Below are 20,136 nucleotides of genomic sequence, written 5' to 3' on the forward strand. Positions count from 1 at the left end.
GCCTGTTATTACGATTTCGCTTTCGGCATCTGGGAAACCAGCGACAGGTTGACGTCCATCCCTTCCACCTGGAAGTGCGGAATCGCATACAATTTCACGCGGAAGAAGCCCGGGTTATCCTCAATATCTTCCACCACCACTTTTGCATCACGCAGTGGATGAGATGCCTGAAGTTCGTCGCCCGGATCGGTCATTTCGGTCACCAGACTGCGGACCCAGGTGTTCAGCTCAAGCTCCAGCAGTCGGCGATCCTTGGTGGTACCGATGTTCTCGCGCTGAATCAGCTTCAGGTAGTGGGCGATACGCGACAGCAGGAAGATGTACGGTAGGCGGGCGTTGATGCGGCTGTTGGCCGTTGCATCTGCGGTATCATACAGCGCCGGTTTCTGGGCGGAGTTGGCTGAGAAGAAGCAGGCGTAGTCGCGGTTTTTATAGTAGGACAAAGGAATAAAGCCCAGATTCGCGAACTCGAATTCACGCGTTTCAGGGATCATGACCTCAGACGGGATTTTTACCTGATTGCCGGTACCCAGGTCATACAGATGGATAGGCAGATCCTGAACCGCACCGCCGGCCTGCGGGCCACGGATTTGTACACACCAGCCATTATTGATGAAGCTACGCACCATATTGGACGCGAAGGCAAACGACGCATTCGTCCACAGGTATTTGTCGTGATCCGGACCTTTGACTTCTTCAACATAGTTGAAGCTGCGAACCGGAACAGTATCCGGGCCATACGGTAAACGTCCCAGTACGCGGGGCATCACCAGACCGATGTAGCGAGCGTCGTCCGTATCGCGGAACGATTTCCACTTGATGTACTCCGCGCGGTCAAAATAGTTACCAATATCTTTAATCGCCGCGACGTCTTCCATGGACTCCTTGAGGAAGAATTTCGGGCCTGCCGAGCCGATAAATGGCATATGTGCAGCCGCAGATACTTTAGAGATGTTGCGCAGCAGAGCGACATCCTGCGCTGAAGCATCGAACTCATAAGCGGAAATCAGCGCCGCAATCGGCTCGCCGCCCGGGGTATCGTATTCATCAATGTAGGCGTGTTTATAGAGACCACTCTGGATAATTTCCGGGCTGTCTTCAAAGTCCTGGCGAAGGTCTTCTTTAGACATGCTCAGAAGCTCAATTTTCACGTTCTGGCGAAAATCTGTTTTATCAACCAGCGACTTCACGCCGCGCCACAGGCTCTCAACCGCCTGAAACTCTTCATGGTGCATAACGGCGTCGAGCTGGCGGCTTATCTGGTAATCGAGCTCAGCGATGTGGTGATCGATAAGGCTTTTATCCAGTTTTTCGACCTTCGAGCCTGCCTTGGTCAGGCATTCCAGAAAGACCTGCATACCTGCGGTGAGACGCTCGTCAGCGGTCGCATCCGACATCGCCTGCGCATCTTGCCAGATATCCAGCGCGCTCAGTTCGGAGACAGGGTTAAGATTGATTTTCTCAAACAGTGAAGCGTATACCCCACCCACAGCAGGGCGTTCCAGCACCACGCTTTCCCCGCCAGCAGTATTATTTTGTACAGACATGAGCATTCCTTGATTAATCCGTTAAAACAGCATGATGGTTAAGGTTTTTTTGAAGCCAGTGCGGATAGTTCATTTCGCAACTCAGCACTAAGTGACTGGTCAAGAACGATTTTTTCCAGCTCTTTTCGGAAAGTCTGGTTATCCAGCAGGTTGGCTTTCAGATCGCGGAGCAAGTTGCGCATTGCCAGCATCGCCTTCAGCTGTGGAATTTGGGCAGCCACCTGCTCTGGCGTGAAATCTTTCATGCTCTGGAAAGTCAGCTGAATGTTGTCCTCACCACCATCGTCAGACAGCGTATTTTTAACGGCCAGGTTAACTTTTGGGGAATATTCGGAAAGAACGCTGTCAAAATTATTTTTGGTGATGTTAATCTTTTCGCGCTCAGATATTGTCGCAGATTCCTGCCCATTACTGAAATCACCCGCAACAAGCAATTTCAAGGGTAATTCCATTTTCTTGCTTGCTCCGCCAGTATGCAGGTCAAGCTTCAGGTTAATACGTGCCTTAGGCACCTCATTCTGAAAACTGTCAGCCATCTAATCATCCCTCTTTGTTTTGCTATGCCAACTTCACGGTATCGTTCTTGATGCGCAATAATAGAATAATGATCGGAACAAAATCAAATACACAGATCATTAATCCGATGCAAGAATTTTCTTAAGAATTTTCCACTAAGACATTATCGTAAATAGGCCAACTAAATCAGGAAAAGAAACTGCTCTTTTCGCACAAATCGAATATTTGTATCGCAGAAGGGGTTGTAGCCAGAGAGATGTTAATAAAAACATCTTGTTTTGATTTGCATCACAGCACTACGTCAAAAAGCGCGAAAGAACGGCAATATTTTATTGCGGCACGATTAATAGATAAACACAATGAATGAAAACAGATGACTATTCCATTGATGGTATGAATAACACTTAAGAATTTTCACGAAGAAAATTCTTATTTATTATGCGGAGGAATAAATAAAGGCGTAAATGTTTAATTTGGCGCAAATCAACAATGCCGTTTTTTTCTTTACGCCTTCCCTCTGAACGCTAACGCTTTTGCCTTTCGCTCAGGCAGTAAAGGCGCTTTCATGCGACTGCCTATAAAATCTGTAAAATCAATCACCTTCCGAACTGCCGCTTTTTTAATCAAAAACGAGTAATAGCACATATCGTATAACGGTGCTACATTACGCCGCCCGCCCAAATCAGCAGTGGCCAGGCAACGCCGTAAAGTTCGGTAAAGCCTGCAACCATCACCTTGAAGAACGGTCTTATCGGCACGTCGTATCGCAAACTCTGCGCTACCTTTACAGGCTTCACATAGGTTTCACTATTTTGTCTCAATCCAAATTTCAACGCGCGTTTTTACACCCGCGTTACTGGTTTACATGGTTTGGTCTTGGCGTTCTCTGGCTGCTGGTTCAACTTCCGTACCCTGTACTGCGTTTGCTGGGGTCGAAACTGGGCAGCGCTTCACGCGTCTTCCTGAAACGTCGCGAATCTATCGCGCGGAAAAATATTGAGCTTTGCTTTCCGCAGTACAATGCCGAAGAGCGCGAGAAGCTCATCGCTGAAAACTTTAAGTCTATCGGCATGGCGCTGCTTGAAACCGGCATGGCCTGGTTCTGGCCGGATGAGCGTGTCCGTAAGTGGTTTGATGTAGAAGGACTGGATAACCTGCAACGCGCGCAGATGCAAAAACGCGGCGTGATGGTCGTCGGCGTTCACTTTATGTCGCTGGAACTGGGTGGCCGCGTGATGGGCCTGTGCCAGCCAATGATGGCGACCTATCGACCACACAACAGTGCACTGATGGAGTGGGTCCAGACGCGTGGCCGCATGCGTTCCAATAAGGCGATGATCAGCCGTAATAACCTGCGCGGTATGGTCGGTGCCCTGAAGAAAGGTGAAGCCGTCTGGTTTGCACCCGATCAGGATTATGGGCGTAAAGGCAGCAGCTTTGCGCCTTTCTTTGCGGTTAAAGATGTTGCGACGACTAACGGCACCTTTGTCATTTCTCGTTTGTCAGGCGCCTCAATGCTGACCGTAACGATGGTGAGAAAAGCAGATAAATCAGGCTATCGTCTGCACATCTCTCCTGAAATGGCTAACTATCCGGAAAACGAGTGCGAAGCCGCGGCGTTTATCAATAAAGTCATCGAAACTGAAATCATGCGTGCGCCAGAGCAGTATCTGTGGATGCATCGTCGTTTCAAAACCCGCCCTCTTGGCGAAGCCTCGCTCTATATTTAAGCCTTTCATTAAGGTTAGTTTCGCTAAGAAACTAACCTTTTCAATCACCTGTCATCCCGTTGAGAAATCGTCTTTCATTGCGTCGCCCAAAGTGAATTTATTGCGATGCGAAATCAAACTGTCGCCGTTCCACGACACTCGTAAGTAACGGAAATTATTTAAAAAAATCCCTCTTGTCACCCCTCATTTTTAGGCGTACATTAGCGCCGTCTGGCAACAGGAAAGCACAGAATTCTGAGCTGGAGTGAGCGGCGTAACGGGAAAATTCTCATTTCCGTTTTGACCGGATTTCAGTTCTCTATAATCAGGTGGACTCTGTTTTTAAATGCGTACCACAAGATACGCGGAGCGATGAAACGTGAAATATTTCTTTATGGGCATTTCGGTGATTGTTTTAGTCTGGGCCGGAACCTTTGCCCTGATGATCTAGTGAAGAACATGCAGTCAAAAAAACAGGAGCCATCGGCTCCTGTTTTTTTATGTCATGTCGACGCGGGATGTTCAGACACGCTCTTCGACGAAAGAAGGCCGTCGGCCCGGAACATACTCTTGATGCCCCTCACCGCCTGACGAATGCGGTCGCTGTTTTCAATCAGGGCAAATCGCACATGGGTGTCGCCATAATCACCAAAGCCAATGCCCGGTGATACGCACACCTTCGCATCCTGCAGCAGCTTTTTGGCAAACTCCAGCGATCCCATCGCCGCGTACGGCTCCGGAATTTTTGCCCAGACGTACATAGACGCCTTCGGCATTTCCACCATCCAGCCCGCTTCATGCAAGCCCTTTACCAGCACGTCACGGCGGCGCTTATACTGGGCGGCAATCTCGTGAACGCACTGCTGGTCGCCCTCCAGAGCAGCAATAGCCGCGACCTGTAGCGGCGTGAAAGTACCATAGTCGTGGTAACTCTTAATGCGCGCCAGTGCGCTCACCAGCGTTTTGTTACCCACCATAAAACCTATACGCCAGCCTGCCATGTTGTAGCTTTTTGACAGCGTAAAGAACTCGACCGCCACGTCACGCGCGCCCGGAACCTGCATGATGGAAGGCGCTTTCCAGCCGTCATAAACAATGTCAGCGTAGGCTAAATCATGAACCACCAGCACGTCATACCGCTTGGCCAGGGCGACGACTTTCTCGAAGAAATCGAGCTCCACGCACTGGGCGGTTGGGTTTGACGGGAAACCGAGGATCATCATCTTCGGTTTCGGATAACTTTCGCGAATCGCACGCTCAAGTTCGTTAAAGAAATCGACACCTTCCACCAGCGGAACGGAACGGACCTGCGCCCCGGCAATCACCGCGCCATATATGTGGATCGGGTAGCTTGGATTAGGCACCAGCACCGTATCACCATGATCCAGCGTGGCCAACATCAGGTGTGCCAGCCCCTCTTTCGAGCCGATGGTGACAATCGCTTCACTTTCCGGATCGATATCAACCTGATAGCGATCCTGATACCAACGCGAGATCGCGCGACGTAATCTGGGAATACCGCGAGAGGTCGAGTAGCCGTGCGTATCCGGACGCTGGGCAACCGTGCAGAGCTTTTCAACGATATGCGGCGGCGTTGGGCCGTCAGGGTTACCCATGCTGAAATCAATAATATCTTCGCCGCGCCGACGCGCAGCCATTTTCAGTTCAGCAGTGATATTGAAAACATAAGGGGGGAGACGATCGATACGCGTAAAACGGCGTTCAGGACTGAATTCAGCCATAGATTCCTCAGATTTACGTTAGCGCCCGGACCGTCCGAGCGACGCTGCCACCGATGTGGCATGCTTAGAAAATAACCTGAAAAAAATCATGCTGTCGAGAGGGAAATGAAAAAAAAGCGATCGCCTGAAAACCGGAACCTGGCAGTGCCAAAAAGCGGAAGCCCCTGTTTCAGGGTTGGCTTTCTGATAGCCGTTATTTAACAGGATGATATCAAAACAGTTACCTGACGATACGCTGGCTATAAAAATTCAGGTCGTGTCCGTGACCGCCGGACAATCCCCTTTAAGAATTATGGTTTTTCCTCATTTGATAAACCTGACGGATAGCTGGTCAATACGCGTCAGGTTTTTTATCATGGTTCTTTCCCGTTTTCCCAGGTCTACTCGTGCACGAAATATTCACTATGCTGCTGGCGGTTTTTGACCGTGCGGCATTAATGCTGATTTGCCTGTTCTTCCTCATCCGCATTCGCCTGTTTCGCGAGCTGTTGCACAAATCCGCCCACTCGCCAAAAGAGCTGCTGGCCGTTACCGCCATCTTCTCACTGTTCGCCCTGTTCAGTACCTGGTCAGGCGTGCCGGTAGAGGGCTCGCTGGTTAACGTGCGCATTATCGCCGTGATGTCCGGCGGAATTTTGTTTGGCCCGTGGGTGGGCGTTATCACCGGCGTGATTGCCGGAACCCATCGCTACCTGATTGATATCGGCGGCGTCACGGCGGTGCCCTGCTTTATTACCAGCATTATCGCCGGGGTGCTCTCCGGCTGGATCAGCCGCAAAATCCCGAAAAAACAGCGCTGGCGCGCCGGGATCGTCGCAGGCATGGTATGCGAAACGCTGACCATGATCCTGGTCGTCGTCTGGGCCCCGACCACCGCGCTGGGGCTGGATATCGTCTCGAAAATCGGGATTCCGATGATCCTGGGCAGCGTGTGCATCGGTTTTATCGTGCTGCTGGTGCAAAGCGTTGAAGGGGAAAAAGAGGCCAGCGCCGCCCGTCAGGCCAAGCTGGCGCTGGATATCGCCAACAAAACGCTACCGCTATTTCGCCACGTTAACGCGGAGTCGTTGCGTCAGGTCTGCGAGATTATCCGCCACGACATCCACGCAGACGCCGTCGCCATCACCAACATTGACCACGTGCTGGCCTACGTTGGCGTCGGGGAACACAACTATCGCGACAACGATGACACCATCAGCCCAACCACCAGACAGGCGATCAACTACGGTAAAATCATCATTAAAAACAATGACGAAGCCCACCGAACGCCGGAAATCCACTCGATGCTGGTGATCCCGCTGTGGGAGAAAGGCGTCGTGACGGGCACCCTGAAGATTTATTACTGTCACGCGCATCAGATCACCTCCTCGCTCCAGGAGATGGCGATTGGCCTGTCGCAGATTATCTCCACCCAGCTGGAAGTCTCCCGTGCAGAACAGCTGCGTGAGATGGCAAATAAGGCAGAGCTGCGCGCGCTGCAGAGCAAAATCAATCCCCATTTCCTGTTTAACGCGCTGAACGCGATCTCCTCGTCCATACGTCTTAATCCGGACACCGCGCGACAGCTGATTTTTAACCTGTCGCGCTATCTGCGCTACAACATCGAGCTAAAAGATGACGAGCAGATCGACATCAAAAAAGAGCTGTATCAGATCAAAGACTACATCGCGATTGAGCAGGCGCGCTTTGGCGACAAACTCACGGTCATTTACGATATTGATGAAGAGGTCAACTGCGTGATCCCGAGCCTGCTTATCCAGCCGCTGGTCGAAAACGCGATTGTTCACGGCATTCAGCCCTGTAAAGGCAAAGGCGTCGTCACCATCAGCGTCACCGAAAGCGGCAACCGCGTGCGTATTGCGGTGCGCGATACCGGCCACGGCATTGATCCAAAAGTTATTGAGCGCGTGGAGTCTAACGAGATGCCCGGAAATAAAATCGGCCTGCTGAACGTGCATCACCGGGTCAAGCTGCTTTACGGCGATGGGCTGCACATTCAGCGTCTTGAACCGGGTACCGAAATTGCTTTTTACGTCCCGAACGAGCGCACTCCCGTTCATTCAACAACATCACTGTTGCCCCTGGTGGAGTAACCCATGAAAGTCATCATTGTAGAAGATGAAATCCTGGCTCAACAGGAGCTAACCTGGCTTATCAACACCCACAGCCAGATGGAGATTGTGGGCACCTTTGATGACGGTCTGGACGTGCTGAAGTTTCTGCAGCATAACCGGGTCGACGCTATCTTCCTGGATATCAACATTCCGTCGCTGGATGGCGTATTGCTGGCGCAAAACATCAATCAGTTTGCCCATAAGCCGTTTATTGTGTTCGTGACCGCATGGAAAGAGCACGCCGTAGAGGCCTTCGAGCTGGAGGCGTTTGACTATATCCTTAAGCCTTACCAGGAGTCGCGGATTGTCAGCATGCTGCAAAAGCTGGAGGCCGCATGGCAGCAGCAGACCGCCCCCGCTAGCGCCAGCCCAACGGTACGGGAAAACGACACCATTAATCTGGTCAAAGATGAGCGCATCATCGTGACGCCGGTCAATGATATCTACTATGCCGAAGCCCATGAAAAGATGACGTTTGTTTATACGCGGCGGGAATCTTACGTGATGGCGATGAACATCACCGAGTTTTGCAGCAAGCTGCCTGCGTCGCACTTTTTCCGCTGCCACCGCTCGTTCTGCGTGAATTTAAACAAGATCCGCGAGATCGAACCGTGGTTTAACAACACCTATATCTTGCGCCTGAAGGATCTGGATTTTCAGGTGCCGGTGAGCCGCAGCAAGGTGAAAGAGTTCCGCCAGCTTATGCACCTGTAACGAAAAAGCCCTCTCCCGTGGGAGAGGGCCAGGCATCAGAGAATCTGACCGAGAACCTGACGCAGGTGGGCACCCGACCCCAGCAGCCCTGGGTTATCATGCACGATCAGATAAACCGGGATGTCCTGCACGTAGCTTCTGAAGCGCCCTTTATCCTCAAACCCGCCGCGGAAGCCGGAGGCTTTAAAGAAGTCGAGGAAGCGCGGCACAATGCCGCCCGCGATATAAACGCCCCCGAAGGTGCCCAGCGTCAGCGCCAGGTTGCCGCCGAAGCGTCCCATAATCACGCAGAACAGCGACAGGGCACGACGGCAGTCAATGCAGCTGTCCGCCAGCGCGCGTTCGGTGACGTCTTTCGGCTGCAGGTTTTCCGGCAGACGACCGTCCGACTTCACAATCGCCCGGTACAGGTTCACCAGCCCCGGCCCTGACAGCACGCGTTCGGCGGAGACGTGGCCGATCTCCGCGCGTAATTCTTCGAGGATAATGCCCTCTTCTTCGCTGTTTGGCGCAAAGTCAACGTGACCGCCTTCACCCGGCAGGCTCACCCAACGCTGAGCAACGTGCACCAGATGTGAAACGCCCAGACCGGTACCGGCCCCGTAAACCGCAATCGGCTTACCTTCGACCGGCTCAGCGCCACCGAACTGGATCAGATGCTCAGGCTTCAGCATCGGGATCGCCATGGACACCGCGGTGAAGTCATTGATGATTTCAAGATGCGCAAAGCCGAGGTTTTTTTTCATCTCGGCGATGGAGAATGCCCAGGTATGGTTGGTCATGGCGACCCAGTCGCCGGTTATCGGACAGGCAATGGCGATGCAGCCATCTTCGACGCTTACCTGATGCTCGTCCAGATAGACGCGGACAACGGCCTCAAGACTTGGATAATCCAGCCCGGAATAGGTTTTCGCCCGGGAAATTTCACCGCTACTTACATCGCATAATGCGAGGCGCGCGTTCGTGCCGCCCACATCACCTACCAAAGCATACTTTGTCATTCTTCTACTGCTCCGCTAAAGTCAGAATAAATCTTTGGGACACTGTAAATTCAAGGCGTGATAACAACAACGACCGGAAGGTGAATGCCCATGGATTATCGATCTTCGTCACAGAATAACTTTACCGTTTCAGCACCTTTTGCACTATTGCCATAAGGCTTAATGTGCAAAGTAACGTCATACCGTTTTGTACAAGGAAATCATCATGCTCCACCCGCGAGCCAGAACCATGCTGTTGCTGGCCATTCCGGCGCTCATCATTGGCGTGGTTTCAAGTCTGGTGCTCATCGTCGTGATGAAAGTCGCGTCGGTGCTGCAAACACTATTATGGAACGCGCTTCCTGCAGGACTGGGCGTCACCGCTGACTCTCCTGCCTGGATCGTAGGGATGCTGACGTTAACCGGTATTGCGGTGGGCCTGGTGATCCGTTTCAGTCCCGGCCATGCTGGACCAGACCCGGCGCAGGAACCGCTGATTGGTGCCCCGGTTTCCCCTTCGGCACTGCCGGGGCTGATTATCGCGTTGATTCTCGGTCTGGCCGGCGGCGTCAGCCTGGGGCCAGAGCATCCGATTATGGCCGTGAATATTGGCCTGGCGGTTTTTCTCGGTTCACGCATTTTGCCCCGCGTCGGCGCGCTGGACTGGACCATTCTCGCCTCAGCAGGCACCATCGGGGCGCTTTTCGGCACGCCCGTGGCGGCAGCACTGATCTTTTCGCAGACGCTCAGCAGTAATAACGATGTCCCGCTCTGGGATAAACTGTTTGCTCCGCTGATGGCCGCCGCCGCCGGGGCGTTGACCACCAGCCTGTTTTTCCATCCCCATTTTTCACTCTCCCTGCCCCACTACGGCCAGATGCAAATCGCCGATATCTTCAGCGGCGCCATCGTCGTCGCCATCGCCATTGCGCTGGGCATGGTGGCAGTATGGTGTCTTCCACGTCTGCACCGGCTGATGCATCGACTCAAACACCCGGTGTTAATTCTGGGAGCTGGCGGTTTGATCCTCGGTATTTTAGGCGCAATCGGCGGGCCGGTGACGCTGTTTAAAGGGCTGGACGAGATGCAGCAGCTGGCTTTCAGCCAGATATTTAGCGTCTCCGACTATCTGCTGTTTGCCGTGATCAAGCTGGCAGCGCTGGTGGTGGCGGCCGCCTGCGGTTTCCGTGGTGGACGCATCTTCCCGGCGGTCTTTGTCGGCGTCGCGCTGGGGCTGATGCTGCACGAGCATGTCGATGCGGTCCCGGCGGCGATTACCGTCTCTTGTTCTATTCTGGGGTTGGTTCTGGTGGTCACGCGCGACGCATGGCTAAGCCTGTTTATGGCGGCGGTAGTCGTACCGGATTCGACGCTTTTCCCTCTGCTTTGTATCGTGATGTTGCCCGCCTGGCTCCTGCTGGCGGGCAAACCGATGATGATGGCCTGGCGAAACGACAAATAATCAGGCGCTATTGCGCGCTTCCAGCGCTTTGGTGATCGCCCCCAGCAGCGGTGGGATATCGGCTTTCGGCAGCATCACCTCAATCAGCGAGAGCCGCTCGTGATGCGCCACTTTTTCAAGGACGTCCGCCAGCTGCTCCGCTTCACTGACCCGCCAGCACTGGGCCTGAGGATCAAGGCTCAGTGCCTGCGGGATTTGCGTCCAGTTCCATAGCGCAATGTCGTTATACCGCTGCTCAGGCCCATGGATCGCTCTTTCCACCGTATACCCTTCGTTGTTAAGGACCAGAATGATGGGGTGTTGTTTATCCCGCAGCATCGAGCCGAGCTCCTGGATGGTGAGCTGCGCCGCGCCATCCCCCGTCAGAACAATCACGCGCCGGTTCGGGCAGGCCGTTTGTGCGCCAAATGCCGCCGCCAGCGTATAGCCAATCGATCCCCACAGCGGCTGGACGATAAAATTCACATCAGCCGGCAGACGAAGGTCGATCGCGCCGAAGGCCGAGGTGCCCTGATCCGCAAGAATAATGTCTCCCGGACGAATAAACGTCTGCAGCGTTTGCCAGAAATTCGCCTGCGTCAGCGAGCCATCCGGCTGCGGGTAGGCCATCGCGCTTTGAGAGGACGGCACGGGCGTCTCGTGCACGTGCTGTTTGCACAGCTCCACCAGCGTTTCGATTGCCTGAAGCATGGGGATGCCGGTAAACCAGATATCACCAACGCGTGAGGCATGAGGCTGAACTTCTATCGTCTGCGCCGGGGTGAGCTGATGCGTGAAGCCGGCGGTCAGGGTATCGGTAAATCGCGTGCCGATGCACAGTACGGTATCCGCCCCTTCAATCGCCTCTTTTACCGCGCCAGCGCTCGCCGAACCGCTGTAGGTGCCGTAAAAACCAGCGTGACGCTCGTCGAATATCCCTTTGCCCATCAGCATGGTGGCGTGTGCCATCGGCACGTCTTTGATCCATTTCTGTAGCGCATGCTTCAGGCCATGGCGCAGGACAAGGAAATCGGCCAGCAGCGCAGTACGCTTGCTCCTGGCAAGCCTGTTTTCTGCAGCATCCCGGAATGCTTTCAGGCAGGCGCTATCGGCATGCGTATGCCGGAGCGTGAGAGCGTTTACAGGAGGGGTGGCGGCTTTTTTTGCCACGTCGGCAGGCAGCATCAGATAGCCGGGGCGACGCTCCCGGAGCATGGTCGTTAACACCCGGTCGATTTCATAACAGGCGTTTTGTTCGGTCAGGATCGCCTGCGCAGCGGTGATCGGCTCGCTCATATGATAAAAGTGACGAAACTCACCGTCGCCCAGCGTATGGTGCAGCAGCTCACCTCTTTGCTGTGATGCCATTCCCGGCGCACCCACAATATGCAAGACCGGAACGTGCTCGGCGTAGCTGCCCGCAATGCCGTTCATGGCGCTTAACTCTCCTACGCCAAATGTCGTCAGTAGCGCGGCGAAGCCCTTACAACGGGCATATCCGTCAGCGGCGTAAGAGGCGTTTAATTCGTTGGCACAGCCCACCCAACAGATATCCGGGCTGTCTATTACATGGTCGAGAAACTGCAGGTTATAGTCGCCCGGCACGCCAAACAGATGATCGGCTCCACAATCTGTAAGACGGTCCAGCAGGTAATCGGCGACGCAGTATGGGGTACGCATAAACAGGTATCCTTCTAATGTTTTGACCTCACCTTGAGTATTAAATAAGCGTGATGGGTGTCCAGAATTGGCGATAAGAAGGACATGGAAAGAATGCTTTACAAAAAAGGCTGCGCTATGCTGCTTTTTTTCACGTAAATGTAAACGCATACACTGATTTTTCACTTCAGCGCCAGAGGTTACGAAAATGGGTTATCAGCCGGACAAAAATCGTTACGGGACAATGGAGTATCGTCGCTGCGGACGAAGCGGGCTCAGGTTGCCCGCCATCTCGCTTGGGCTGTGGCATAACTTTGGTGACGCCACCCTTATCGAAAACAGCCGTCAACTTTTACAGCGTGCGTTCGATCTGGGCATTACGCATTTCGACCTTGCCAACAACTATGGCCCGCCTCCCGGATCCGCCGAACGTAATTTCGGCCGTATTTTGCAGGAGGATTTCCTGCCCTGGCGCGACGAGCTGATCGTCTCCACCAAAGCGGGTTATACCATGTGGGAGGGTCCGTACGGCGACTGGGGATCACGCAAATATCTGCTGGCAAGCCTCGATCAAAGCCTGAAGCGCATGGGGCTGGAGTATGTGGATATCTTCTATCATCACCGGCCAGATCCGGAAACGCCGCTGCAGGAAACCATGAAAGCGCTTGACCATGTGGTGCGTCAGGGGAAGGCTCTGTATGTCGGATTATCCAACTACCCGGCGGTTCTGGCTCGCCAGGCGATTGATATCCTTAATGACCTCGGGACACCCTGCCTGATCCACCAGCCGAAATACTCCCTCTTTGAACGTGCGCCGGAAGCGGGACTGCTGGACGTGTTGCAGGAAAAAGGGGTCGGCTGTATTCCCTTCTCGCCGCTGGCTGGCGGACAACTGACCAATCGCTATCTGAACGGCATTCCTGCAGACTCACGCGCGGCAAGCGGCAGTCAGTTCCTTAAACCCGATCAGCTCACCGAAGAGAAGCTGGAAAAAGTCAGGAAGCTGAATGCCCTGGCAGAAAGTCGCGGCCAGAAGCTGTCCCAGATGGCGCTGGCCTGGGTATTACGCCATGAGGCAGTGACGTCGGTGCTGATTGGGGCAAGTAAAGCGGCTCAAATTGATGACGCCGTGGGGATGCTGGCAAACCGCCATTTCTCAGAGGAAGAATTGGCCCACATAGACGCGATCCTCAGCAGCTCAAAATAACACCGCTTTTAGCAAAAAGTGCTCTCACCCAGGAATTCGGAGTTGAGGCGATGATACGAAGGTTTACCAACTCGTAAAATTGCGTTAACAGGCCCAACAAAGGCCCCGATCGTGAAGGAGAAAGAGTATGTTCAGGTCACTGATTCTTGCAGCGGTATTACTGGCTTCGGCGCCGCTGATCGCCACTGCGGGCGAAATCACCCTGTTGCCATCAGTAAAATTACAAATTGGCGATCGTGACGACTACGGCAGATACTGGGACGGCGGCTACTGGCGCGACCGTGATTACTGGCATCGTCACTATGAGTGGCGCGGCGACCGCTGGTGGAAACATGATAACGGCAGACACCGCGGCTGGTATAAAGACAGCGCCTATGAACGCGGTTACCGTGAAGGCTGGCGGGATCGTGACGACCGTCGCGGCGGCTGGGGTCGCGGCAAAGGTCACGGACATGGTCACCACGGCCACGACTAACAGCAAAAAGGAGCCTCATGGCTCCTTTTTCTTTTACAGCCCCAACGCTGTGCCTATCAGCAACCACAGGTTCAGCGCCACCACCACCACCACGATGGCCCACCCGGTCCGTTTCACCAGCGTCGAGTTGACCAGCTCACCCATCAGGGTTTTATCGCTGGTAAAGATCAGCAGCGGCACCAGCGCCAGCGCAATACCAAAACTCAGCAGCACCTGGCTCATGACCAGAATTCGCGTGGGGTCGAGCCCCATCAAAATCACCACAAATGACGGCAGCATGGTGACGGAGCGGCGCACCCACAGCGGAATATGGAACCGGACAAACCCCTGCATCACCACCTGGCCTGCCAGCGTACCCACCACTGTAGAAGAGAGACCAGCAGCCACCAGGCTAAGACCAAATATCGTGGCGGCAGCATGGCTCAGCAGCGGCTCCAGCGTGAGATACGCCTGGTCGAGATCGGCAATACCGGTATGACCGTTAAAGTGGAAAGCGGCGGCTGCTGTTGCCATCATCGCCAGATTGACAAACCCCGCGATGGTCATGGCGATCGCCACGTCCCATTTGGTGGCGGAGTAACGCTCTTTACGCGTCCCACCGTGGAGATGCTGCGTCAGCGAGGAGTGCAGATAAATCACGTGCGGCATGATGGTCGCTCCCAGCACGCCGGCGGCCAGGAACACCGCTTCCGAGGTTGGCAGGCTTGGGATCGCCATCCCTTTAGCGAGCTGCGCCAGATTCGGCTGTGAGAAAATCAGTTCGACAATATAGGCCGCCGCCACAAACAGCAGCAGACCGCCAATGACCTTCTCCAGCGGCTTTTGACCCCGACGCTGTAGCATCAGGATCAGGAACGTGGCAATCCCGGTCAGTACCGCCCCCTGCAACAGCGACACGCCCAGAATCAGCTTAAAGCCGATTGCTGCGCCGATAAATTCAGCGAGGTCAGTAGCCATGGCGATGATTTCAGCCTGAACCCAGTAGAGCCAGACGGCGGGACGCGGATAATGGTCGCGGATTTGCTCCGCCAGGTTTTTACCCGTCGCAATCCCCAGCTTTGCGGAGAGCATCTGAATCAGCATCGCCATGAGGTTAGCCCAGACGACCACCCACAGCAGCTTATAGCCGAAGCTGGCCCCGGCCTGAATATTGGTCGCAAAGTTACCTGGATCGATATAGCCAATGGCAGCGATGAACGCAGGTCCCATTAATGCGAACCGCAACTTGCGCGCTGCTCTGCCACTGCTACCCTCTACGCGACTGTTTGTCATTTCTGCCTCTGAAATATAGCCTTTGCTATGTTTAATGCTATCAAAATGAGAATGATTATCAAGATCATTTATAAAGTTTGCAGTGATTTCTCTGATAGCTTTGAACGATAGACGGGCGGGTAAGCTGGGCGATCTAACAGAAACTCAAATCGCGGACTCTTTTGTGAAGACTAGCACACAAACTTAACTTTTCACTCATTTACCTAACATAACAAAAATGTATTGTGGATCACTATTTTTGAGACTCGTCACAGGATGTAACTATAGTGTGTCCTCGATCTCGTTTTCTTTTCTCTTGTTACATAGAATGTGCACGAAAATTAAACCTGCCTCATATTTGGAGCAAATATGGACCGCGTCCTTCATTTTGTCCTGGCACTTGTTGTCGTTACTGCACTCGCATTGCTGGTCAGCACAGACCGCAAAAAAATTCGTATTCGTTATGTTGTCCAACTGCTGGTCATTGAAGTTTTACTTGCGTGGTTCTTCCTGAACTCCAACGTAGGCCTCGGCTTCGTGAAAGGCTTCTCCGAAATGTTCGAAAAACTGCTCGGATTCGCCAACGAAGGGACCAACTTTGTCTTCGGTAAAATGAACGACGAAGGTCTGGCGTTCTTCTTCCTGAAGGTTCTTTGCCCTATCGTCTTCATCTCCGCGCTGATCGGTATTCTGCAGCACATCCGCGTTCTGCCGTTCGTGATCCGTGGAATTGGCTTCCTGTTATCCAAAGTGAACGGCATGGGTAAGCTGGAATCTTTCAACGCCGTCAGTTCCCTGATCCTCGGTCAGTCTGAGAACTTCATCGCGTATAAAGATATTCTCGGCAAGATGTCACGCAACCGCATGTACACCATGGCGGCAACCGCAATGTCTACCGTTTCCATGTCTATCGTGGGCGCGTATATGACCATGCTGGAGCCAAAATACGTGGTGGCTGCGCTAGTTCTGAACATGTTCAGCACCTTTATCGTTCTGTCGCTGATCAACCCATACCGCGTTGACGCCAGCGAAGAGAATATCCAGATGTCAAACCTGCACGAAGGCCAGAGCTTCTTCGAAATGCTGGGTGAATACATCCTGGCCGGTTTCAAAGTCGCGATTATCGTTGCCGCCATGCTGATCGGCTTCATTGCGCTGATTTCTGGCCTGAACGCCCTGTTCGCCGCGGTGCTGGGTATCTCCTTCCAGGGCATTCTGGGCTACATCTTCTACCCGGTTGCATGGGTGATGGGTGTTCCGGCTCACGAAGCGCTGCAGGTGGGCAGTATCATGGCAACCAAGCTGGTTTCTAACGAATTCGTTGCGATGATGGATCTGCAGAAAATTGCCAGCACGCTTTCTCCGCGCGCGGAAGGTATTCTCTCCGTGTTCCTGGTCTCTTTCGCGAACTTCTCGTCCATCGGGATTATCGCGGGTGCGATTAAAGGCCTGAACGAAGAGCAGGGTAACGTGGTTTCTCGCTTTGGCCTGAAGCTGGTTTATGGCTCTACGCTGGTGAGCGTCCTGTCCGCGTCCATTGCGGCACTGGTTCTGTAACGTTTACCGTTAAACAAAAACCGGGAGCCTGGCTCCCGGTTTTTTTATGCCCGCAATTCTTCCAGCGGTTTGGGTTTACCTATCAGGTAGCCCTGCAGGTAATCCACACCGAAGCGGAGCAACATCTCCCGCTGTGCCGGTGTTTCCACATATTCCGCGACGACGCAGAGCGATTTCGTCTTTGCCAGATTACACATCGACTGCACGATCATTGCATCCATGTCATCTGTACAAATGTCTTTCACAAAGCAGCCGTCGATTTTAATGATGTCCGCCTGCAGGCGTCTGAGACGCTCATAGTTAGCGTAGCCAGTACCAAAATCATCGATGGCGATCCGGAAACCGTAATCCCGCAGTTGCTGAATATTGTTGATACTCGAGCCTGAATTAGAGAATGCCTGCTCTTCGGTAATCTCGATCACGACGGCCTGCGGTGCCACGCCGTACCGTTCAAACAGCGCGCAAATCTCGGTCGCCACCTCTTTTTGCATCAGCGTCAGCGGCATCAGGTTGACGGAAAAACGGGCGCCAGCGTGCGTTGCAGGGTTATCGCGCAGCCACACCAGTAATTTTTCCATGACGCACATATCAAACCGGTGGCTGAGGTTGAACTGCGCAATCAGCGGAATAAAGCGGTCAGGGGTAATAATCTCCCCCTCGCTCTCCATTCGCGTCAGGATTTCATAGTACCCACTTCCGTCCGCCTTCTGGATCGGCTGCGCATACAAATGGAACTGCCCCGCCTCCAGGGCATGCTTAATCCGCGCCAGCATCAGGACACGCTCTGTCGTTTGTCCTGATGCCGCCTCAAGGCTATTCGTGAGCGCGAGTACGTTTTGCTCTCCGCAGGCCTGTTCTGCCAGCCAGCTCAGTTGCCCCAGCGTGTGATGCAGATTTTCGCCGTTTTCGACCATTCCCCAGGACGCGCCAAACTCAATATCCAGCCCGGTGTTGTTCCAGAAAATCTTATTGCTGTTGAGCCGATCGACCATATGCTGGAGACGTTCAGCAATTTCCGGCCCGAGCAAGACCAGCACCAACTCGCTTCCGGGCAGCTGGAACAGCAGCTCATCTTTTTGCAGGAGCGGCTGAAGCGACGTGGCGATCGTTCGTTTGCAGTGGACCCGCATAATAATGCCGTAGTGGCGGCTCAAAAACTCCAGATTGTCCATGCGCAGAATGCACACTTTGGCATCCGGATGGATTTCAAGGTAATCCTCCAGCGCGCGAATATTGGGCAAACCGGTAAGAGGATCGGTCAGCGCCCTGTCCTGCCAGCCCCGCTTCAGCCACTCGCTGCGCTGGTAAATTCGCGACATGTAAAGCAAGCAGATGGCGAAAGAGATCAGCACGGAGAGGATAAAGGAGAGCGAATGGCCCGATTCCACCCCGTTAAGGAAGTTGTAGTTGTAGGTCAACAGCAGGAGCGCTGAGATGGCCCACAGCAGAGAAATCAACGCATAGGTCAGGCGGCTTATTGCTAAGGTAAAAAGAATAAAAATCAGCGGCATCAAATAACCCGCAATGACCGGTGATTCAAAAGGACCACATAAAGTGACGAGAATGAAGCCTAAAAGCATCAGCCAGACAAAAACATATAATGGATTCTTGTGATAAAACACGGGCTTCACGCTTCGCCGCCAGAAGGCGATGGCATAACGAGGATTAATTATCATTCTTAATGGGTAATAGAACATCATGGTAAAAATCAGCCCCGCGCATATCAGGCTTTGAATATCCACAACGTTATAAATTACCGTTCCTTCGCCAAAATAGGTTGAAATAGTCACCGGAAAATCAAACAAATAGCCTGCCATATACATCGACAGCTTAATACCTAACGGCACCATAAAACCGAGCCAGAATATACGTAGCCCAATGTGCTTGTTAGGAATGCTGTGCCGCCAGCGCTTGCCCAGCATAAGGCGCAGCAGGCCGCACGCCGCGAACAGCGCAAAGGTCTGACAGAAAAGCAAAACTGAATATTGTAGTGGTGCTAAATTAACATAAAATAAATTAGTGACAGTAAAACCTAACACAATGGGAAGAATTGCCCGGCGCCCAAATATCAAAATTACCGCCAGCATCACGCTGAGTGGCAACCATGCTAAATAAACGTCATGACCATTAACAATTGCACGCGGAGAGAGATAACGGGAGACAGGTACCGCAATCAGGCAAAGTGCCAGGGCAATCATAAATATCTTTACATTATTATACGTTTTTCTATTCATTAAATTGGGGAATATATTATCCGTTCGAATCATTGACCGGATGGATAATAGGTTTATTAATTGCACGAATCAAGTTCAAGTCTATTTATAGACTGGTTTATTGATGTCAATTGAGGAGAGGTACAGGAATACCTTCTTTTTGATAACAAAATGCAGTAATGGACGTTACAAACAGATAAAAAAAAACCCTCGTCATATGACGAGGGTTTACAATTTTGGTGGAGCTAAGCGGGATCGAACCGCTGACCTCTTGCATGCCATGCAAGCGCTCTCCCAGCTGAGCTATAGCCCCACATGTGACTTTACTGACCGCACTCTGTTGGGTTCAGAGTTTGGTGGAGCTAAGCGGGATCGAACCGCTGACCTCTTGCATGCCATGCAAGCGCTCTCCCAGCTGAGCTATAGCCCCATCGTAAAGCTGTCATGTTGACGGGCGGCATAATATGAATTCCGCTGCGGAGTGTCAACGGCAAAATCAATGACCGCCGTTCGATCGCCGAAAAATCATGCAAATGAATCACTTTGCGAGCGTGCTCGTAATCAGGAGTTAAGCCTGTCACGTTTTCACGTAAAACGGTGCTATAAAATGAGCCGTTAATTAACCCCACAGATATTCAGGAAATTGTATGATCAAGGAACGAATGACGCCAGAAGAGTTAGCCCTGCTCACTGGCTATAGCCGCCAGACCATCAATAAATGGGTACGCAAAGAGGGTTGGATTACGTCACCAAAACCAGGCGTCCAGGGCGGAAAAGCGCGCCTGGTACATGTGAACGAAAAAGTCCGTGACTTTATCCGCAGCGCACGTCGGGCAAGCGAAACGTCCGAACTGCCAGAAGGCACCAGCCATGATTGTTCGCTTCATACCCTCCTCCTGACGCTGGCTAATGAAATGACGCTGGAAGAGCAGAAGCAGATGACATCGCTGTTATTACGGGAAGGGATCACCGGATTGTTGCAACGTTTAGGGATACGCGATCGGGACTGAT

The 20,136-nt window shown here is 52.9% G+C and carries 17 protein-coding genes and 2 tRNA genes; 9 read left to right on the forward strand and 10 right to left on the reverse strand.

The features are described 5' to 3' along the window. Window positions 1-8 precede the first annotated feature (8 nt). The 3 genes from tssC to LJA86_RS11860 form a co-directional block, all read right to left on the reverse strand. Window positions 9-1,553 carry a type VI secretion system contractile sheath large subunit gene (gene tssC / locus LJA86_RS11850; protein ID WP_045909385.1) on the reverse strand — a complete coding sequence of 515 codons (1,545 nt, stop codon included), beginning with the start codon at window positions 1,551-1,553 and terminating at the stop codon, window positions 9-11. 32 nt (window positions 1,554-1,585) lie between these two features. Next, window positions 1,586-2,083, reverse strand: coding sequence for a type VI secretion system contractile sheath small subunit (tssB, locus tag LJA86_RS11855; protein ID WP_045909386.1), 498 nt, complete (start codon window positions 2,081-2,083; stop codon window positions 1,586-1,588). 639 nt (window positions 2,084-2,722) lie between these two features. Then, entirely contained in the window at window positions 2,723-2,860 is a 138-nt protein-coding gene (locus tag LJA86_RS11860; protein ID WP_159427010.1) for a hypothetical protein, read from the reverse strand. Window positions 2,861-2,872: 12 nt separating this feature from the next. Between LJA86_RS11860 and lpxP the strand changes: the two genes are divergently transcribed. Beyond that, window positions 2,873-3,793 carry a kdo(2)-lipid IV(A) palmitoleoyltransferase gene (gene lpxP / locus LJA86_RS11865; protein WP_111967611.1) on the forward strand — a complete coding sequence of 307 codons (921 nt, stop codon included), beginning with the start codon at window positions 2,873-2,875 and terminating at the stop codon, window positions 3,791-3,793. A 358-nt stretch (window positions 3,794-4,151) separates the two neighbouring features. Further along, window positions 4,152-4,223: a membrane protein YpdK gene (gene ypdK / locus LJA86_RS22210; protein ID WP_099458937.1), complete on the forward strand. Its 72-nt coding sequence runs from the start codon at window positions 4,152-4,154 to the stop codon at window positions 4,221-4,223. 52 nt (window positions 4,224-4,275) lie between these two features. On the opposite strand, the gene alaC is transcribed toward ypdK, so the two are convergent. Continuing rightward, on the reverse strand, window positions 4,276-5,514 hold the full coding sequence (gene alaC / locus LJA86_RS11875; protein ID WP_048029637.1) for an alanine transaminase: 1,239 nt from the start codon (window positions 5,512-5,514) through the stop codon (window positions 4,276-4,278). Between the two features lie 386 nt (window positions 5,515-5,900). Here alaC and LJA86_RS11880 point away from each other — a divergent pair, with 386 nt between their 5' ends. Both LJA86_RS11880 and LJA86_RS11885 read left to right on the forward strand, forming a co-directional pair. Next, window positions 5,901-7,607 carry a LytS/YhcK type 5TM receptor domain-containing protein gene (locus LJA86_RS11880; RefSeq protein WP_229226205.1) on the forward strand — a complete coding sequence of 569 codons (1,707 nt, stop codon included), beginning with the start codon at window positions 5,901-5,903 and terminating at the stop codon, window positions 7,605-7,607. A gap of 3 nt (window positions 7,608-7,610) precedes the next feature. Further along, window positions 7,611-8,342, forward strand: a complete 732-nt coding sequence (locus tag LJA86_RS11885) for a LytR/AlgR family response regulator transcription factor (protein WP_023294232.1) — start codon at window positions 7,611-7,613, stop codon at window positions 8,340-8,342. Between the two features lie 35 nt (window positions 8,343-8,377). Here LJA86_RS11885 and glk read toward each other — a convergent pair whose 3' ends face one another. Then, entirely contained in the window at window positions 8,378-9,343 is a 966-nt protein-coding gene (gene glk / locus LJA86_RS11890; protein ID WP_048029635.1) for a glucokinase, read from the reverse strand. A gap of 205 nt (window positions 9,344-9,548) precedes the next feature. Here glk and LJA86_RS11895 point away from each other — a divergent pair, with 205 nt between their 5' ends. Next, window positions 9,549-10,784 carry an ion channel protein gene (locus LJA86_RS11895; protein WP_045909392.1) on the forward strand — a complete coding sequence of 412 codons (1,236 nt, stop codon included), beginning with the start codon at window positions 9,549-9,551 and terminating at the stop codon, window positions 10,782-10,784. Here the strand turns inward: LJA86_RS11895 and ipdC are convergent, their stop codons facing one another. Further along, window positions 10,785-12,443, reverse strand: coding sequence for an indolepyruvate decarboxylase (gene ipdC / locus LJA86_RS11900; protein WP_229226206.1), 1,659 nt, complete (start codon window positions 12,441-12,443; stop codon window positions 10,785-10,787). It lies immediately after the preceding gene. Between the two features lie 187 nt (window positions 12,444-12,630). Here ipdC and mgrA point away from each other — a divergent pair, with 187 nt between their 5' ends. After that, complete coding sequence (gene mgrA / locus LJA86_RS11905; protein ID WP_111967605.1) at window positions 12,631-13,629, forward strand: L-glyceraldehyde 3-phosphate reductase; 999 nt, start codon at window positions 12,631-12,633, stop codon at window positions 13,627-13,629. A 127-nt stretch (window positions 13,630-13,756) separates the two neighbouring features. Continuing rightward, entirely contained in the window at window positions 13,757-14,104 is a 348-nt protein-coding gene (locus tag LJA86_RS11910; protein ID WP_045909395.1) for a DUF2502 domain-containing protein, read from the forward strand. A 33-nt stretch (window positions 14,105-14,137) separates the two neighbouring features. Here LJA86_RS11910 and LJA86_RS11915 read toward each other — a convergent pair whose 3' ends face one another. Then, window positions 14,138-15,376 (reverse strand): Nramp family divalent metal transporter, encoded by a 1,239-nt coding sequence (locus tag LJA86_RS11915; protein WP_048029632.1) that lies wholly within the window; start codon window positions 15,374-15,376, stop codon window positions 14,138-14,140. A 348-nt stretch (window positions 15,377-15,724) separates the two neighbouring features. Between LJA86_RS11915 and LJA86_RS11920 the strand changes: the two genes are divergently transcribed. Then, window positions 15,725-16,912, forward strand: coding sequence for a NupC/NupG family nucleoside CNT transporter (locus LJA86_RS11920; RefSeq protein ID WP_045909397.1), 1,188 nt, complete (start codon window positions 15,725-15,727; stop codon window positions 16,910-16,912). 44 nt (window positions 16,913-16,956) lie between these two features. Here the strand turns inward: LJA86_RS11920 and LJA86_RS11925 are convergent, their stop codons facing one another. The 3 genes from LJA86_RS11925 to LJA86_RS11935 all read right to left on the reverse strand — a co-directional run bounded on the left by LJA86_RS11925 (window position 16,957) and on the right by LJA86_RS11935 (window position 19,555). Further along, entirely contained in the window at window positions 16,957-19,146 is a 2,190-nt protein-coding gene (locus tag LJA86_RS11925) for an EAL domain-containing protein (protein ID WP_229226266.1), read from the reverse strand. 216 nt (window positions 19,147-19,362) lie between these two features. After that, window positions 19,363-19,438: transfer RNA gene (locus LJA86_RS11930), tRNA-Ala, on the reverse strand. Window positions 19,439-19,479: 41 nt separating this feature from the next. Further along, window positions 19,480-19,555, reverse strand: a tRNA-Ala gene (locus LJA86_RS11935). Window positions 19,556-19,772: 217 nt separating this feature from the next. Between LJA86_RS11935 and LJA86_RS11940 the strand changes: the two genes are divergently transcribed. Further along, entirely contained in the window at window positions 19,773-20,135 is a 363-nt protein-coding gene (locus LJA86_RS11940) for a YfeC-like transcriptional regulator (protein WP_229226207.1), read from the forward strand. The last annotated feature ends 1 nt before the right edge of the window (window position 20,136 follow it).

It is taken from the genome of Enterobacter sp. TCD1-1 (genome assembly GCF_020567405.1).
In the GTDB taxonomy this organism is placed as follows: domain Bacteria; phylum Pseudomonadota; class Gammaproteobacteria; order Enterobacterales; family Enterobacteriaceae; genus Enterobacter; species Enterobacter quasiroggenkampii.

Coding starts and splice junctions, on each gene's coding strand:
- tssC (WP_045909385.1), bottom strand. CDS start 1,553: ATGCTCATGTCTGTACAAAATAATACTGCTGGCGGGGAAAGCGTGGTG.
- tssB (WP_045909386.1), bottom strand. CDS start 2,083: ATGGCTGACAGTTTTCAGAATGAGGTGCCTAAGGCACGTATTAACCTG.
- alaC (WP_048029637.1), bottom strand. CDS start 5,514: ATGGCTGAATTCAGTCCTGAACGCCGTTTTACGCGTATCGATCGTCTC.
- LJA86_RS11885 (WP_023294232.1), top strand. CDS start 7,611: ATGAAAGTCATCATTGTAGAAGATGAAATCCTGGCTCAACAGGAGCTA.
- glk (WP_048029635.1), bottom strand. CDS start 9,343: ATGACAAAGTATGCTTTGGTAGGTGATGTGGGCGGCACGAACGCGCGC.
- LJA86_RS11895 (WP_045909392.1), top strand. CDS start 9,549: ATGCTCCACCCGCGAGCCAGAACCATGCTGTTGCTGGCCATTCCGGCG.
- ipdC (WP_229226206.1), bottom strand. CDS start 12,443: ATGCGTACCCCATACTGCGTCGCCGATTACCTGCTGGACCGTCTTACA.
- mgrA (WP_111967605.1), top strand. CDS start 12,631: ATGGGTTATCAGCCGGACAAAAATCGTTACGGGACAATGGAGTATCGT.
- LJA86_RS11910 (WP_045909395.1), top strand. CDS start 13,757: ATGTTCAGGTCACTGATTCTTGCAGCGGTATTACTGGCTTCGGCGCCG.
- LJA86_RS11915 (WP_048029632.1), bottom strand. CDS start 15,376: ATGACAAACAGTCGCGTAGAGGGTAGCAGTGGCAGAGCAGCGCGCAAG.
- LJA86_RS11920 (WP_045909397.1), top strand. CDS start 15,725: ATGGACCGCGTCCTTCATTTTGTCCTGGCACTTGTTGTCGTTACTGCA.
- LJA86_RS11925 (WP_229226266.1), bottom strand. CDS start 19,146: ATGAATAGAAAAACGTATAATAATGTAAAGATATTTATGATTGCCCTG.
- LJA86_RS11940 (WP_229226207.1), top strand. CDS start 19,773: ATGATCAAGGAACGAATGACGCCAGAAGAGTTAGCCCTGCTCACTGGC.